Below are 15,073 nucleotides of genomic sequence, written 5' to 3' on the forward strand. Positions count from 1 at the left end.
CAAGGAGAACGCATCATGGCGGAATACACGTTTACGCTTATTTTTAACCTGCCCAATAGCCAGAAGGAACCTGAGCAGTGGGTTGGCATGCTGGGAGCAGGGGGCTGTGATGATGCCCTTATTGGCATAGGCGTAACGGGGCGTATCGCCCTGAACTTCACCCGTCAAGCCAACGGTGCAGAAGATGCACTGCTGAGCGCGCTAAAGGACGTCTCTCGCATTATTCCAGGTGCTTCGCTGGTTGAAGCCGCACCTGATTTAGTTGGGCTGAGCGACGTAGCCGAACTGCTGGGCGTTTCCCGGCAGTATATTCGAAAAGTGATGGTTTCCCGCGAAGCGTTTCCCACGCCGATACACGACGGAAAAACCGCGTTGTGGAATCTAGAAACGGTTTTACGTTGGATGAATAGCACCGGCGTGAAGTCGATACCTGCGCCGCTGCTGGATGTTGCAAAAGTGACCCGCCAGTGCAATCTTCGCCGGGCATTAACCGCTCTGAATCCGGCATTTCAGGCACGGCTGGAAAACCTTTAAGAGGGAGAGCGTTCAAGGCTCCAGCCAGCCCGCGACGAGCTTATCATCAAGCTGAGAAACATTGCCTTGAGCGACATTTCTGCCTTTGTGCAACAGGCAAAATTTGTCTGCTACACGACGTATAAACGACAGACGCTGTTCAACCAGCAGAATGGTCAGGCCAAAGTCGCGGTTCAGGCGCCGAATAAGGTTGCCCATTTCCGTGATGAAGCGCTGGCCTCCGCCCAGAGTGGGCTCATCCAGTATGAGCAGCTTAGGCTGTAAGACCAGCGCTCTGGCAAGCGCTAACTGCTGCTGCAAATCCGTTTGGAGTTCACCGCTTCTCACCTGCCGCAGGCTGTAGAGTTCGGGAAAAAGATCGTAAATGAGCGCAGGGATGACCCGGGGCGTCCGGTGACCCGCCATCATCGCGATTTGCAGGTTCTCCTCGACGCTCAGTTGGGAAAAGATGCGTCTGTCCTGTGGAACGTAGCTGATACCAAGCGCGGCGCGGCTCTCAACGGGCTTATTGACCAGATCCTCCGGTGGCAATCCTGCCTGCTGCCACAGCATGCTGCCGCTTTGTACGGGCAAGTAGCCGGTAATGCAGTTTACCAGCGTGGTTTTCCCCTGTCCGGGCGCGCCAAGCACGCAGGTGCATTCGCCCGGCGTCAGTTCGAGGTCAAGATTCCACAATATGTGATTGTCACCGTAGAACTGATTAACAGCGCGTAAGCTCAGCATGGCTCATCTCCTTGGTTGGGGGAGGCTTCCCCATGGATATGCTGCAATTAGCTTGCCAGCTTGGTGATAAAGCCTGAAAACGACCCTCTCTCCAGGATAAAACTGAGTATTGTCTCCCGGGCGGGGGGAGGATGAGGTAGAGGCTCCCGCTTCGCTGCACCTGACAGGTGCTAAAAAGAACGAATTTGGTGCAATAAAACGCCTTTTAACCTCAGGATATATCTCGATTTCGAGATCTTGCTCAACGTGGCCGGGTATAGCGAAATCGAATGAATAGAAGCAAAAAAATTAGCGAAATTTTTTTTTCGACCCCGGCACAGAAAGATCAGGGGTTTTTCCAAGTGGCTAAGCAAAAGGGCTTGCTGCAGTTATCCACTATTCCTGTGGATAACCTTGTGCATTAGAGTTAGAAAACTTGATGAAAGCGAGAGCGGGCGCGGCCTGCGGGCAAATTGGCGCGAAACCGGTCTTTATGAAATATCTACTTAAATTCAATCGCTTAAATAAAATCAACTGCTGCAATAAAACTGTCAAACAATGGGCCTGTGGTTTCCTTACCTCCCTTGACAAATGTTAAAAGGCGAAAAAATTTGGGGATAACCGCTGGCGGCTGGAGATTTATCTGGCAAAGGGGGAAATTGTGGGCAAACAAAACGGCAAAATGTATTGGTTAGCAGGCGTAGTAAAAATGAGAACTGGTGTTTTATACAGTTTTCTACTGGCAAAAATCACGCTGCCGGGTAAAATTACTCTCCGGCCCGGTCGTTTCTTCATCAGGTAGCCCGTTCATGAGTAAAGCGTTCAAACTGAATTCAGCATTTAAGCCTTCTGGCGACCAGCCAGAAGCAATCCATCGCCTGAAAGACGGGCTTGAAAACGGACTGGCGCACCAGACGCTGCTGGGCGTAACGGGGTCGGGTAAAACCTTCACGGTGGCAAACGTTATTGCCGACCTTCAGCGTCCGACGATGGTGCTGGCACCGAATAAAACGCTGGCAGCGCAGCTTTATGGCGAGATGAAAGAGTTTTTCCCGGACAACGCGGTTGAGTTTTTCGTCTCCTACTACGACTACTACCAGCCAGAGGCCTATGTCCCAAGCTCGGACACTTTCATTGAAAAAGACGCCTCGGTAAACGAGCACATTGAACAGATGCGTCTGTCGGCGACGAAGGCACTGCTTGAACGCAGAGACGTTATCGTGGTGGCCTCCGTGTCGGCAATCTACGGCCTGGGCGACCCTGATTTGTACCTCAAGATGATGCTTCACCTGACGAAGGGCATGATCATCGACCAGCGTTCGATCCTGCGCCGCCTGACCGAGCTGCAATACACGCGTAACGATCAGGCTTTCCAGCGCGGCACGTTCCGCGTGAGAGGGGAGGTGGTGGATATCTTCCCGGCAGAGTCGGATGACCTTGCGCTGCGCGTGGAGTTGTTCGACGAAGAAGTTGAGAGGCTGTCGCTGTTTGATCCGCTGACCGGGCAGATCGATCAAACCATTCAGCGCTTCACCATCTATCCTAAGTCGCACTACGTTACGCCGCGTGAGCGCATTGTGCAGGCGATGGAAGACATCAAGGTTGAGCTGGCCGATCGCCGTAAATTTCTGCTCGCCAATAATAAACTGCTGGAAGAACAGCGTATTGCCCAGCGTACCCAGTTTGATCTCGAGATGATGAACGAACTGGGCTATTGCTCGGGTATCGAAAACTACTCTCGGTATCTTTCAGGACGTGGTCCCGGCGAGCCGCCGCCAACCCTTTTTGACTACCTTCCGGCCGATGGCCTGCTGGTGGTGGATGAATCCCACGTCACCATTCCGCAAATTGGCGGGATGTACCGAGGAGACCGTGCGCGTAAAGAGACGCTGGTGGAATATGGCTTCCGCCTTCCGTCCGCGCTGGATAACCGCCCGCTAAAATTCGAAGAGTTTGAAGCGCTGGCCCCGCAAACTATCTACGTTTCCGCCACGCCGGGTAACTACGAGCTTGAGAAATCCGGCGAGGACATCGTTGACCAGGTTGTACGTCCTACCGGGCTGCTCGATCCGCTGATTGAGGTGCGTCCCGTGGGCACTCAGGTGGATGATTTGCTCTCGGAAATTCGCAAGCGCGTGGCCGTTAACGAACGCGTGCTGGTGACAACGTTGACGAAACGTATGGCGGAAGACCTGACCGAATACCTCGAAGAGCACGGCGAGCGTGTCCGTTATCTGCACTCGGATATCGACACCGTAGAACGTATGGAGATCATCCGCGATTTGCGCCTGGGTGAGTTTGACGTGCTGGTAGGGATAAACCTTCTGCGAGAAGGTCTGGATATGCCGGAAGTGTCGCTGGTGGCGATTCTCGATGCGGACAAAGAAGGCTTCCTGCGCTCCGAGCGTTCGCTTATCCAGACCATCGGTCGCGCGGCGCGTAACATTAACGGCAAAGCGATTCTCTACGGCGACAAAATTACCCCGTCGATGGCGAAGGCGATTGGCGAAACCGAGCGCCGCCGCGAGAAGCAGCAGCGTTACAACGAAGAGAACGGTATTACGCCGCAGGGGCTTAATAAGCGAGTGGTAGACGTCCTGCAGCTTGGCGAAGGCATGGCGAAGACCAAAGGGCGGGCTAAAACCAAAGCGCGTAGCGTGATTGAAGATGATGAAATCGTGATGACGCCGAAAGCGCTGCAGCAGAAAATACACCAGCTTGAAGCGAAGATGCTGGAACACGCACAGAATCTTGAGTTTGAAGAAGCGGCGCAGATTCGCGACCAGCTTCACAAGCTGCGCGAACTGTTTATCGCCGCTTCGTAAGCGGTGAGGCTTAGCCGAGCTGCTGCACCGCTTCTTCTAAAGCGGCTCGCAGCAGCTGGCGGTCGTGCCGATATCGAATATCACTGGCTTCCAGCGGCAGCTGAATCACCAGCCTGTCGCTCACTTCGCTGACGTCGACCTGGGGGCCAACTACCACGGCATCCACAACACGTTTTCCAATATGTTGTTCCATCAGCTCCAGTTTTTGGCGCAGTGAAAGGCTGGCCGCGGCAGGGCTAAGCTCTTTGCCCAAATTTCCGATATACACCATCGGCGCTGGGGTGCGGCGCAACGCCTGATCCATCTCTTCAAGCAGCAGAATAGGCATCAGGCTGGTATAAAAACTCCCGGGGCCAATCAGGATCAAATCGGCTTCGGCAATGGCCTCAAGGGCCTCACGCGTGGCCGGTGCTTTAGGGTAAACCGCCAGATCCTGTGGTGGGTTAAGCAACTGGTCGATGCTGACTTCGCCATAAACGGTGTTGCCCTGGTCATCGGTCGCCATCAAATCGACCGGGTGTTCCGACATAGGGATCAGCTGTGCATCCACTTTTAGCAGGTTACGAATTAAATTGATGGCCTCCAGAGGGCGCACGCTAAGGTGATCCAACGCCTTTAACATCAGGTTTCCGAGGTTATGCCCTGAAAGTTCGCCGTTACCGCTAAAACGGTATTCAAACATGGTCGACGCCACGCTTGGTTCGGTAATCAGCTGGTTCAGGCAGTTGCGCATATCTCCCCAGGCAATGCCGCCTTCCGAGCGCCGAATACGTCCAGTAGAACCGCCGTTATCGGTGGTGGTGACTATGCCGGTCAGACGTGAACCCAACGAGGAAAGTGATGACATTACGCGGCCGAGACCGTGGCCACCGCCAAGCGCGACTACCCGATCGAGATCTGCAAGCGTGCGATTACGCATAGAAAAGATAATCCTTAAGAGGCATACAGGCGCTTAAGGTAGCGTAAAAGCGCTAGAAAGACGATTATTGCTCCGTGGATAATGATTCACGTCAAAGTAAAAATTATCTTTTTAAGTACTCTGTAGCGAAATTAAGCAATAACTCCGTTATGTATAGATTTATATAACGAAAACTGATATAGCGCGAAGCAAGATGTCGCGCTACTATCGCAGTAACACACACTCAAGCCCTGGTACCTAAGTCACAAGATAAGGTGCCCTGGCCGCAGCCCCCGAGGTTGCCAGGGTGCAGGAAGAAATGACTGCATCTCCCGTATTTGGAAAGGTGTACTCAGTGTCCCAGCTTACCGATGCTTTTGCGCGTAAGTTCTATTACTTGCGCTTATCAATAACCGACGTCTGCAATTTCCGCTGCAGCTATTGCCTGCCCGACGGCTACAAGCCCCACGGTGTGGCCAATAAAAGCTTTCTCAACGTCGATGAAATCCGCCGCGTCACCCGGGCTTTTGCGGCTTTGGGGACGGAAAAAGTACGCCTGACCGGCGGTGAACCCTCTCTGCGACGGGACTTTACCGACATCATCGCCGCGGTGCGTGAAAACGCCTCTATTCGCCAGCTTGCCGTGACGACCAACGGCTATCGCTTGGCTCGGGACGTTAACGCGTGGCGTGATGCCGGGCTGACCGCCCTTAACGTTAGCGTCGACAGCCTCGATGCCCGACAGTTTCATGCCATCACCGGCCAGGATAAATTCCGCCTGGTGATGGACGGGATTGATGCCGCTTTCAACGCCGGTTTTGAGCGTGTGAAGGTGAACACCGTGCTGATGCGTGACGTAAACCATAATCAGCTCGAAACCTTCCTTGCCTGGATCAAACCTCGCCCTATCCAGCTACGCTTTATTGAGCTGATGGAAACCGGCGATGGCGGCACGCTTTTCCGCAAACACCATATCTCCGGCAAAACCATCCGTGACCAGCTGCTTGAACGCGGCTGGGTTCACCAGCTTCGTCAGCGCAGCGATGGCCCCGCTCAGGTCTTCTGTCACCCCGACTATGAAGGGGAAATCGGGCTCATCATGCCGTACGAGAAAGATTTCTGTGCCAGCTGTAACCGGCTGCGCGTCTCCTCGGTCGGCAACCTGCACCTTTGCCTTTTTGGCGAACAGGGGATTGCGCTACGAGATCTGCTGGCGGATGACGCCCAACAGAGCGAGCTGGAAGGGCGTATCGCTTCCGCGCTGGCGCAGAAAAAGCAAACCCATTTCCTGCATGACGGTAACACCGGCATCACCCAAAATTTGTCGTATATCGGCGGCTAAAGTCTGCCCAAAAGGAGAATATCGATGAGTCAGGTAAGCGCAGAGTTTATCCCGGCACGAATTGCTATTTTGACGGTGTCCAGCCGCCGCGGCGAAGAAGACGACACCTCAGGTCACTATCTGCGGGAAGTCGCGACGGAAGCGGGGCATCTGGTGGTGGATAAAGCTATCGTCAAAGAAAACCGTTATGCCATCCGCGCTGTGGTTTCGCAGTGGATTGCCGATGAGCAAATTCAGGTTGTGCTGATTAACGGTGGAACCGGATTTACGGATGGAGATCAAACTCCAGAGGCGCTGCTGCCGCTGTTCGATCGCGAGGTTGAAGGTTTCGGGGAACTGTTCCGCATGCTCTCTTTTGAAGAGATTGGAACCTCTACGCTGCAGTCTCGCGCCGTGGCGGGTATGGCAAACAAAACGTTGATTTTCGCTATGCCGGGCTCAACCAAAGCCTGCCGCACCGCCTGGGAAAATATCATTCAGGTACAGCTGGATGCCCGCCAGCGTCCTTGCAATTTCCACCCACATCTTAAGAAGTAAGTTATGTCGCAACTCACCCACATTAACGCCGCCGGAGAAGCGCATATGGTGGACGTGTCCGCCAAAGCTGAAACGGCGCGCGAAGCTCGCGCAGAAGCATTTGTTACCATGAAGCCGGAAACGCTGGCAATGATCGTTGACGGCAGCCACCACAAAGGTGACGTGTTTGCCACGGCGCGCATCGCGGGTATTCAGGCCGCGAAACGTACCTGGGAACTGATCCCGCTGTGCCATCCGCTGCTGTTGAGCAAAGTAGAAGTGCAGCTGGAAGCCCAGACTGAACACCACCGCGTACGTATTGAGTCGCTGTGCCGTCTGAGCGGTAAAACCGGCGTTGAGATGGAAGCTCTGACGGCGGCGTCCGTCGCGGCGCTGACCATCTACGACATGTGCAAAGCGGTGCAAAAAGACATGGTTATCGGCCCGGTGCGTTTGCTGGAAAAAAGCGGTGGAAAATCCGGTGACTTCAGGGTGGAACACAATGCTTAATGTTTTGTTTTTTGCCCAGGTGCGCGAGCTGGTCGACTGCGACAGCCTGACGCTGGATGAAACCTACCGGGATGTAGAGCAGCTACGTGCAGCGTTAGCCACCAGAGGCGATCGCTGGGCGCTGGCGCTGGAATCCGGCAAGCTGCTGGCGGCGGTAAACCAAACGCTGGTGAGCTTCGACCATCCGCTTGCGAAAGGTGACGAAGTCGCTTTCTTCCCACCTGTGACAGGGGGTTAAGTGGACAGCACGCGTATTATTGTTGGCCGCGAGAATTTTAACGTCGGCGAAGAGTACCAGTGGCTTTCTCAGTGTGATGAGGACGGCGCGGTCGTAACCTTCACCGGCAAGGTCCGCAATCATAATCTGGGAGATAGCGTTAGCGCTCTGACGCTCGAACACTACCCGGGGATGACCGAAAAAGCGCTGGCCGAAATCGTTGAAGATGCCAGAAGCCGCTGGCCGCTCCAGCGCGTGACGGTGATTCATCGCATCGGCGAACTGTGGCCGGGGGACGAAATTGTTTTTGTCGGCGTGACGGGCGCGCACCGTAGTTCGGCGTTTGAAGCCGCCCAGTTCATTATGGATTACCTGAAAACCCGCGCGCCGTTCTGGAAGCGTGAGGCGACTGAGGAAGGCGACCGCTGGGTTGAGGCGAGAGACAGCGACAAACAGGCGGCTAAACGCTGGTAGGCTGCGCGGCCTGTGGGATGTGTTAATCTTAAAGCGGGTGAGCCAAACAGCTCGCGTCAAAAGCTAAATTCACAACACAGAGGAAGCATCATGGACCGATTCCCGCGTCCCAATGAGACTATCGTGCAGCGTGCCAACACTGGCCTCCAGACCTTTATGGCGCAGGTCTACGGCTGGATGACCTGCGGTCTGCTTTTGACCGCCTTTATTGCCTGGTATGCAGCCAATACTCCGGCGGTAATGCAGTTTGTCTTCTCCAGTAAAATTACCTTCTTTGGCCTGATTATCGTCCAGCTGGGGCTGGTTTTTGTGCTCTCAGGCATGGTGCATAAGCTTAGCGCTGGCGTCGCGACGTCGCTGTTTATGCTTTACTCGGCGCTGACCGGGTTGACCATGGCGAGTATTTTCCTGGTATACACCTACTCGTCTATCGCCAGCACGTTCGTGGTTGCCGGCGGGATGTTTGGCGCCATGAGCCTCTATGGCTACACCACTAAGCGTGATCTGAGCGGCTTCGGCAACATGCTGTTTATGGCGCTGATCGGCATCGTTCTCGCCTCTTTGGTTAACTTCTGGCTGAAAAGCGATGTGCTGATGTGGGCTATTACCTATATCGGCGTGGTGGTGTTTGTGGGCTTAACCGCTTACGACACGCAGAAACTGAAAAATATCGGCGAGCAGATTGATACCCGCGACGCGCAAATGCTGCGTAAGTACTCCATTCTTGGCGCCTTAACGCTGTATCTGGACTTTATTAACCTGTTCCTGATGCTGCTGCGTATCTTCGGTAACCGCCGCTAATATACCCATATCCTCTCCTTCGGGAGAGGGTTTTACCCCCGCAGTTTTGCTTTTCTTTCCAGCACTTTTGCCTGCCAGAACGGAAATATATTGCAATACCTGTCACAAAAAGGGGGCGTATTGAGGAAATTTCCGTACACTTGCGTACTCTGATTAACAGGAAGAAATACTCCAGGAGATAAAACATGAAGTGGCAACAACGTGTAAGAGTGAGAACCGGACTGGGTTGCTGGCAGATTATGCTGCATCTTGCGGTGGTCGCTGTCCTGCTCGTTGGCTGGAAAACGGCAACCCTGATCCCCGTGGGAGTAGGGCTGTGCCTGCTTTATGTCGCCACCGTGGTCATGATGTTTATCTTCCAGCGTTTTCATACCGGCCTGCTGCGCGACATCGGTGACTTCCTCGAAGAGCTGACCACCACCTGGTATTTCGGCAATGCGATGATTGCCCTGTGGCTACTGTCACGCGTGGTGCAGAGCCACCTTCTTCTGGGGCTGGCCGGCCTGGCGATGCTTGCGGGACCGGCTATTTACTCTCTGCTCGCGAAAGACAAATCAGGCAATCTTGCGCCTAAACATCCAGTACGCCGCTGATCCTGTCGTGGCCGCAATCACCAGCAGCGGCCATAAACTCTGCCAGACAATCCCAAAGTTCGCATCCTTCAGGTAAATCTGCTTCGTGATGTCAGTGAAATGGCGAATCGGGTTTATCCACGTTAAATCCTGCAGCCACACCGGCATATTTTCTACCGGCGAGACATAGCCGGAAAGCAGGATCGCCGGCATCATAAAGACAAACACGCCGATAAACGCCTGCTGCTGGGTGGAGCAGAGGGCGGAAATCAGCAGCCCGAATCCCACCAGCGACAGCCCGTAGATAATCATCGTGAAGTAAAACAGCAGCAGCGAGCCGGAGAAGGGGATGTGATAGCCCCAAATCCCTACCGCCAGCACGATACTGGCCTGAACCAGTGCCACAATCTGTGCCGGAACCGCCTTGCCGATAAAGATTTGCCAGGTCGCCAGAGGAGAAACCAGCAGCTGGTCGAGCGTGCCTTGCTCACGTTCACGGGCGACGGAAAGCGATGTCACGATCATCACCCCGATAGTGGTTATCATCGCTATCAGCGACGGCACCACGAACCATTTGTAATCCAGGTTTGGGTTATACCAGTTGCGGATCGTCAGCTCGCTATTGTTTGGCTTCGGCATGCCCGTCATCAGCTCTTGCTGGTAGTTATTAACGATTTGCTGGAGATAGTTGGCGGCAATCTGGGCGCTGTTTGAGTTGCGCCCGTCGAGCAGAATTTGCAGCTTCGCCGGCTGCTGGCTGGCGATGTCGCGCGAGAAATTAGCCGGGAAACGAATCAGCAGTAACGCTTTCTGGTTGTCGATGGTCGGCTGTATTTCCTGCGGGCTTTTTAGCAGCAGCACGTTGCTGAAGGCGCTGGCGCGAGCAAAGCGCTGGGTCAGCTCAATCGAATGGCTGCCGTTATCCTCGTTATAAATGGCGATGGTGGCGTTAGTCACCTCAAGGGTGGCGGCAAACGGAAACAAAAGCACCTGTAGCAGCACCGGCAAAATAAGGATGGCGCGGGTTTGCGGCTCGCGCAGCAGCGACTGCAACTCTTTGCGAATTAGCGTCCATAAACGATAAAACATGCTTTCTCCCTTAATCGAGCCGACGTTTAGTTTTCAGCGCCGTCAGGCCGATAAACATCACCGCCGAGGCAATTAAAAACAGCGTGTTGACGATAAGCACCGAGGTGATATTGCCGGCCAAAAACAGGCTTTGTAGGGTGCTGACGAAGTAGCGTGCCGGAATAACATAGGTTACTGCCCGGATAATGGCCGGCATGCTGTCTATCTGGAAAATAAAGCCTGACAGCATGATGGACGGCAAAAAGGCGGCGTTAAGCGCGACCTGCGCGGCATTGAACTGGTTGCGCGTAATGGTGGAAATCAGCAAGCCCATGCCCAGCGTGCTGAGTAAAAAGAGGCTGGTTATCAGGAACAGCAGAATCAGCGAGCCGCGCCAGGGCACGCCGAGGATAAACACCGTCACCAGCATACAAAGCAGCATCGCCAGCATGCCCAGCACGTAGTAAGGCACCAGCTTGCAGAGCAGCAGTTCGGTGCGCGTCACCTGGGTTGAAAGCAGCGCCTCCATGGTGCCGCGCTCCCATTCCCGGGCCACGACCAGTGAGGTCAGTATCGCGCCGATAACCGTCATAATGATGGTCACCGCACCGGGAATAATAAAGTGCTGGCTGATGGCGGCGGGGTTAAACCAGTAGCGAAGCTGCACGTCGATTAGCGGCTCAAAATGTTCGCCGCGATCTTCCGCCCGCTGCTGTTGCCAAAGCTGCCAGATCCCCTGCATATAGCCCTGAACAAAGTTAGCCGTGTTCGGTTCACTGCCGTCGGTAATGACCTGAATCGGGGCCGTGGCGCCGGGCCGCGCCATATTTTGTGCAAAGTCGGTGGGAATAGTGACCATGCCGCGAATTTTCCCGGCCTGCATCTGCTGAATAAGCTGTTCGCGGTTATCGCTGATGGTGGGCTGAATAAACGGCGAGGCGCTGATGGCATGGGTGAAATCCAGTGCGTCTTCACTCTGCTGCTCGATCAGAACGCCGACGTGAAGGCGGCTGGAGTCGAGGTTGATGCCGTAGCCGAAGATAAACAGCAGCAGCAAAGGGATAACCACGGCGATTAACCAACTGCTGGGGTCGCGCACAATTTGCCGCGTTTCTTTCACGCACAGGGCACGGACGCGGCGCCACGATACCCTTTGGCTATGTTCGCTCATCGCTATGTTCCTTATCCCATTCGTGAATCAGCCCGATAAACGCCTGCTCCATGGTCGGGTCTGGCGTTTCGTCATCCGCCACCTGCTGCTTCAGGTCGTCCGGCGTGCCGCTGGCAATCAGCTTGCCCCGGTACACCAGGCCTATACGGTCGCAGTATTCGGCCTCATCCATAAAGTGAGTGGTCACCATCACCGTGACGCCTTTCTCCACCATACTGTTGATATGCAGCCAGAATTCACGCCGGGTAATCGGGTCGACGCCGGAGGTCGGTTCGTCAAGAAACAGAATGTCCGGTTCGTGCATCAGCGAACAGGCGAGCGCCAGCCGCTGCTTAAAGCCCAGTGGAAGCGAGTCCGTAGTGCTATTGGCGATAGGCTGCAGCGCAAACGCCTCGCTCATGCGGTTAATTTTGTCCTGTTGGGCACGTCCGCGCAGGCCATAAACCCCGGAGAAGAAACGCAGGTTCTGCGCTACCGTCAGGTTGCCGTAAAGCGAGAATTTCTGAGCCATATAGCCAAGATGCTGGCGCGCCTTGCCTGAGCTGGTTTTCAGGTCCATATCCAGCACCAGCGCCTTACCCGAAGTGGGGACTAATAAACCGCACATCATCTTGAAGGTGGTGGACTTTCCCGCGCCGTTGGGGCCGAGCAGCCCGAAGATTTCGCCGCGCTTAACGGCAAAGTTAACGTGGTCGGTTGCCGCAAAGTCGCCAAATTTTTTGGTCAGCTCTTCGGCCTGAATTACCGTCTCGCCGGACTCGCCTTCAACGGTATGAAGAATATCGCCGAGCGGGGATTCGTTAGTAGTGGCCCCGCCCAGTAAATCAATAAAGGCGTCTTCAAAGCGCGGGTCGGTTTCTTTCAGGCTGGACTCAGAGACATTCAACGCGTTAGCCAGTTCGCTGATGTTGGAATCCTTAGCAAGGATAAGCCGTACAGAGCGTCCCTGAATCACACCGTCGCTGACCTGCGGTAGCTTCAGGGCCCGCTGAAGAAGCTGGCGGTTGTTTTCGTGCTCATGGCTGACCAGCAGCGAGCGCCCGGCCATCTTCTGCGTCAGCGCTTTCGGCGCGCCGTGATAAAGCAGCTCACCTTCGTTCATCAGCAAAATTTCCCGGCACTGCTCGGCTTCGTCCAGATATGACGTGCTCCAGAGGATCAGCATGCCTTCACCCGCCAGCTCGTGCACCATCTGCCACAGTTCGCGCCTTGAGATAGGGTCAACGCCCACGCCGGGCTCATCCAGCAGCAGTACCTTAGGCTGGCCGACCAGGGTGCAGGCCAGGCCAAGCTTTTGCTTCATTCCACCGGAGAGCTTGCCCGCCAGGCGCCCGGTAAATGGCCCCAGGGATGTAAACTCCAGCAGTCGGGCAAACGTGCTCTTACGCTGCTCCCCGGTCACGCCTCGCAGGTCGGCATAAAGCGTGAGGTTTTCCATCACCGTTAAATCTTCGTACAGGCCAAACTTTTGCGGCATATAGCCCAGTTCAGCACGCAGGGCGCGATCGTCTTTAATCGGGTCGAGGCCGATAACCGAGGCCGTTCCTTCGCCAGGTTGCAGCAAACCGGCAAGCATCCTCATCAGCGTGGTTTTCCCCGCGCCGTCGGGGCCAACCAGCCCGGTCACCGCTCCCGCGTGAATTTCGCAATCAAGGCTGGCGACCGCCGGTTTTTCCAGATCGGGGAAGCGTTTTACCAGCCCCTGCAGGCGAATTACCGCGTCATTGCTGCTCATGCTGTGTTCCGCCGTTGAATTTCACCGTGACCGGCATGCCCTGGCGCAGCGCGTCATCTGCATCGGTGACGATAATACGTAAGCGATAGACTAAATCCGTGCGCAGATCCGGTGTTTCAACCGTTTTTGGGGTGAACTCCGCAGTCGGTGACACAAAACCTACCTTGCCGTGGTAAGGCTTGTCCGGGCGGCCATCGGTGTAAATCAGCAGTTCGCTGCCGGGTTTGGCCTGCCCAAGATTGGTTTCGTCGATATAGGCGCGGATCCACACCGGGCGGGTAAGTGAAAGCGTGAGTACCGTACTGCCTGCGTTAAGCATGCTGCCGGGCTCAACGGCGCGGGTTAACAGCGTGCCGTCAGAAGGAGCGAGCAGGGTGGTGTCCTGCAGGTCGAGCTGAGACTGTGCCAGCTGCGCTTTAGCCTGCTGCAGGCTGGCCTGAGCCTGAGCAATTTCCTGCGGGCGGTTGCCGCTGCGGTATTGGCTGAGTTTGTCCTGGGCTGCTTTCAGCGTGGCTTTTGCCTGGTCGCTTGAGGAGCGGGCGTTGGCTAAGTCATTCGCCGAGATGGTTTTTGTCGCCCAAAGCCCCTGCTGGCGCTGGTAAAAGTTCTGCGCATAATCATAGGCGGCCTGGGCCTGATTAACCTGAGCGGCCGCCTGAGCAATTTCTTCATCGCGATAGCCGGCAATGATCAAATCGTATTTGGCCTGCGCCGCCGCCACGTTTGCCTCTGCCTGACGCAGGGCGTTTTCATAAGGCGCTTTGTCAATCAACCCCAATGGCTCACCGGCCTTGATGGCATCGCCCTCGTCAACCTCAAGCGCTGCAAGACGACCGCCAACGCGGAAGCTCAGGTTAACGGTGCGAATATCCACGTTGCCGTAAAGCGTTAGCTCGCTGTTCTGCTGGCTTTGATACCATTTCCAGCCACCAAAGGCCGCGGCCACGAGCACTAAAATGACAATGACGGCAATCACCGGCTTCTTACTGTTCATCACTAGCGTGTCCTCTGTTTACGGATAATCCCTGCAGGATGAAATCAACGTGGCTCAGCACCACGCGGCTTATTTGCTGCACCTTTGCCTGGTCAAACTGCGGCCAGCCGGTGCGTAACAGAATCGTTTCTCGCCCAAGCCGGAAGGCCAGCACCTGGCCGAGCAGCGTATGGGTATGCAAAATCGTGTCGGTATCAAAAGGATCCCGCCCGGTGTAGTGCGCAACCAGCGTGGTCAGCAGGGAGTGCATGGGGTCGATAACCTGCTGGTGAATAAGCTGATAGGCAGCGGTGGGGGAAAGCTGTTCGCGGGAGATAAATTTGCTCAGATTAAGCGTGTCGTCCGCGGTCAGCAGGGCGATCATTTGCCCGAGCGCGGTATGAATAAGATGGCGTATTTTCTGCTGGTCCGGCTCGGTCTGGTTTAGTAGCGACTCTGCGGCGGCAACGTGCGCGTGAAAATTACCGCTGATGAAGTCGGCAATCCACTGAGCGGAGGCCATATACAGCGCTTCTTTGGAGCCAAAGTAATAGGTAATGGCGGCTATATTTTGCCCGGCCTGAGCGGCGATATCGCGCGTAGTAGCATGCATGCCGTATTCGGCAAATTGCGCTATCGCGGCGGTAATTAGCGTATTTTTAGCCTGCTCTCCGCGGCTGGTGACGGGCGTCGGCGAAGGTGTCATACCGACCTCTTAAAAGTTAATCAATCGAT

At 55.1% G+C, this 15,073-nt stretch carries 16 protein-coding genes and 1 riboswitch; of the genes, 9 read left to right on the forward strand and 7 right to left on the reverse strand.

What is annotated here, in order from left to right:
- Positions 1-15 precede the first annotated feature (15 nt).
- Complete coding sequence (locus tag ACE38U_RS15820; protein ID WP_038474467.1) at positions 16-534, forward strand: helix-turn-helix transcriptional regulator; 519 nt, start codon at positions 16-18, stop codon at positions 532-534.
- A 12-nt stretch (positions 535-546) separates the two neighbouring features.
- On the opposite strand, the gene ACE38U_RS15825 is transcribed toward ACE38U_RS15820, so the two are convergent.
- A complete protein-coding gene (locus ACE38U_RS15825; RefSeq protein ID WP_176983219.1) occupies positions 547-1,257 on the reverse strand; it encodes an ABC transporter ATP-binding protein in 711 nt (236 codons plus the stop codon).
- A gap of 788 nt (positions 1,258-2,045) precedes the next feature.
- On the opposite strand from ACE38U_RS15825, the gene uvrB reads away from it, so the two are divergent.
- Positions 2,046-4,061 carry an excinuclease ABC subunit UvrB gene (gene uvrB / locus ACE38U_RS15830; RefSeq protein ID WP_375530100.1) on the forward strand — a complete coding sequence of 672 codons (2,016 nt, stop codon included), beginning with the start codon at positions 2,046-2,048 and terminating at the stop codon, positions 4,059-4,061.
- A 10-nt stretch (positions 4,062-4,071) separates the two neighbouring features.
- Here uvrB and yvcK read toward each other — a convergent pair whose 3' ends face one another.
- The gene (gene yvcK, locus ACE38U_RS15835; protein WP_038474458.1) at positions 4,072-4,980 is read right to left on the reverse strand and encodes a uridine diphosphate-N-acetylglucosamine-binding protein YvcK; all 909 of its coding nucleotides are present in this window, start codon (positions 4,978-4,980) and stop codon (positions 4,072-4,074) included.
- A gap of 208 nt (positions 4,981-5,188) precedes the next feature.
- A riboswitch (molybdenum cofactor riboswitch) is annotated at positions 5,189-5,323 on the forward strand.
- Here yvcK and moaA point away from each other — a divergent pair.
- From moaA to ACE38U_RS15870, 7 genes are all read left to right on the forward strand, one after another.
- Positions 5,279-6,301, forward strand: a complete 1,023-nt coding sequence (gene moaA / locus ACE38U_RS15840) for a GTP 3',8-cyclase MoaA (protein ID WP_038474457.1) — start codon at positions 5,279-5,281, stop codon at positions 6,299-6,301. (Overlaps the previous riboswitch by 45 nt.)
- Positions 6,302-6,325: 24 nt before the next feature.
- Entirely contained in the window at positions 6,326-6,838 is a 513-nt protein-coding gene (moaB, locus tag ACE38U_RS15845) for a molybdenum cofactor biosynthesis protein B (RefSeq protein ID WP_176983217.1), read from the forward strand.
- A gap of 3 nt (positions 6,839-6,841) precedes the next feature.
- Entirely contained in the window at positions 6,842-7,327 is a 486-nt protein-coding gene (moaC, locus tag ACE38U_RS15850; RefSeq protein WP_176983216.1) for a cyclic pyranopterin monophosphate synthase MoaC, read from the forward strand.
- A complete protein-coding gene (gene moaD / locus ACE38U_RS15855; RefSeq protein ID WP_038474448.1) occupies positions 7,320-7,565 on the forward strand; it encodes a molybdopterin synthase sulfur carrier subunit in 246 nt (81 codons plus the stop codon). The genes moaC and moaD overlap by 8 nt, the downstream gene beginning before the upstream one ends.
- Positions 7,566-8,018, forward strand: a complete 453-nt coding sequence (moaE, locus tag ACE38U_RS15860; protein WP_375530101.1) for a molybdopterin synthase catalytic subunit MoaE — start codon at positions 7,566-7,568, stop codon at positions 8,016-8,018.
- Positions 8,019-8,108: 90 nt separating this feature from the next.
- On the forward strand, positions 8,109-8,819 hold the full coding sequence (locus tag ACE38U_RS15865; RefSeq protein WP_176983214.1) for a Bax inhibitor-1/YccA family protein: 711 nt from the start codon (positions 8,109-8,111) through the stop codon (positions 8,817-8,819).
- 185 nt (positions 8,820-9,004) lie between these two features.
- Positions 9,005-9,412, forward strand: coding sequence for a YbhQ family protein (locus ACE38U_RS15870; protein WP_038474441.1), 408 nt, complete (start codon positions 9,005-9,007; stop codon positions 9,410-9,412).
- Here the strand turns inward: ACE38U_RS15870 and ACE38U_RS15875 are convergent.
- From ACE38U_RS15875 to cecR, 5 genes are read right to left on the reverse strand one after another with little or no spacing between them, the layout of a single operon-like run.
- Entirely contained in the window at positions 9,374-10,480 is a 1,107-nt protein-coding gene (locus tag ACE38U_RS15875) for an ABC transporter permease (RefSeq protein WP_038474437.1), read from the reverse strand. The two genes, ACE38U_RS15870 and ACE38U_RS15875, sit on opposite strands and share 39 nt — an antisense overlap.
- 10 nt (positions 10,481-10,490) lie before the next feature.
- Complete coding sequence (locus ACE38U_RS15880; RefSeq protein ID WP_176983213.1) at positions 10,491-11,630, reverse strand: ABC transporter permease; 1,140 nt, start codon at positions 11,628-11,630, stop codon at positions 10,491-10,493.
- Complete coding sequence (locus ACE38U_RS15885; RefSeq protein WP_375530102.1) at positions 11,617-13,365, reverse strand: ATP-binding cassette domain-containing protein; 1,749 nt, start codon at positions 13,363-13,365, stop codon at positions 11,617-11,619. Before ACE38U_RS15885 ends, ACE38U_RS15880 begins: the two co-directional genes overlap by 14 nt.
- Positions 13,352-14,359, reverse strand: a complete 1,008-nt coding sequence (gene hlyD / locus ACE38U_RS15890; protein WP_176983234.1) for a secretion protein HlyD — start codon at positions 14,357-14,359, stop codon at positions 13,352-13,354. The genes ACE38U_RS15885 and hlyD overlap by 14 nt, the downstream gene beginning before the upstream one ends.
- Positions 14,349-15,044, reverse strand: coding sequence for a transcriptional regulator CecR (gene cecR, locus ACE38U_RS15895; protein WP_375530103.1), 696 nt, complete (start codon positions 15,042-15,044; stop codon positions 14,349-14,351). The genes hlyD and cecR overlap by 11 nt, the downstream gene beginning before the upstream one ends.
- Positions 15,045-15,073: the final 29 nt, after the last annotated feature.

It is taken from the genome of Cedecea selenatireducens (genome assembly GCF_042138895.1).
Lineage (GTDB): Bacteria > Pseudomonadota > Gammaproteobacteria > Enterobacterales > Enterobacteriaceae > Cedecea > Cedecea selenatireducens.

What these genes read in the sequence shown, in the direction of transcription:
- ACE38U_RS15875 (WP_038474437.1), bottom strand. Translation starts at nt 10,480, where the DNA reads ATGTTTTATCGTTTATGGACGCTAATTCGCAAAGAGTTGCAGTCGCTG.
- ACE38U_RS15880 (WP_176983213.1), bottom strand. Translation starts at nt 11,630, where the DNA reads ATGAGCGAACATAGCCAAAGGGTATCGTGGCGCCGCGTCCGTGCCCTG.
- moaD (WP_038474448.1), top strand. Translation starts at nt 7,320, where the DNA reads ATGCTTAATGTTTTGTTTTTTGCCCAGGTGCGCGAGCTGGTCGACTGC.
- yvcK (WP_038474458.1), bottom strand. Translation starts at nt 4,980, where the DNA reads ATGCGTAATCGCACGCTTGCAGATCTCGATCGGGTAGTCGCGCTTGGC.
- ACE38U_RS15820 (WP_038474467.1), top strand. Translation starts at nt 16, where the DNA reads ATGGCGGAATACACGTTTACGCTTATTTTTAACCTGCCCAATAGCCAG.
- ACE38U_RS15825 (WP_176983219.1), bottom strand. Translation starts at nt 1,257, where the DNA reads ATGCTGAGCTTACGCGCTGTTAATCAGTTCTACGGTGACAATCACATA.
- ACE38U_RS15885 (WP_375530102.1), bottom strand. Translation starts at nt 13,365, where the DNA reads ATGAGCAGCAATGACGCGGTAATTCGCCTGCAGGGGCTGGTAAAACGC.
- ACE38U_RS15865 (WP_176983214.1), top strand. Translation starts at nt 8,109, where the DNA reads ATGGACCGATTCCCGCGTCCCAATGAGACTATCGTGCAGCGTGCCAAC.
- uvrB (WP_375530100.1), top strand. Translation starts at nt 2,046, where the DNA reads ATGAGTAAAGCGTTCAAACTGAATTCAGCATTTAAGCCTTCTGGCGAC.
- ACE38U_RS15870 (WP_038474441.1), top strand. Translation starts at nt 9,005, where the DNA reads ATGAAGTGGCAACAACGTGTAAGAGTGAGAACCGGACTGGGTTGCTGG.
- moaB (WP_176983217.1), top strand. Translation starts at nt 6,326, where the DNA reads ATGAGTCAGGTAAGCGCAGAGTTTATCCCGGCACGAATTGCTATTTTG.
- moaA (WP_038474457.1), top strand. Translation starts at nt 5,279, where the DNA reads ATGACTGCATCTCCCGTATTTGGAAAGGTGTACTCAGTGTCCCAGCTT.
- cecR (WP_375530103.1), bottom strand. Translation starts at nt 15,044, where the DNA reads ATGACACCTTCGCCGACGCCCGTCACCAGCCGCGGAGAGCAGGCTAAA.
- moaC (WP_176983216.1), top strand. Translation starts at nt 6,842, where the DNA reads ATGTCGCAACTCACCCACATTAACGCCGCCGGAGAAGCGCATATGGTG.
- hlyD (WP_176983234.1), bottom strand. Translation starts at nt 14,359, where the DNA reads ATGAACAGTAAGAAGCCGGTGATTGCCGTCATTGTCATTTTAGTGCTC.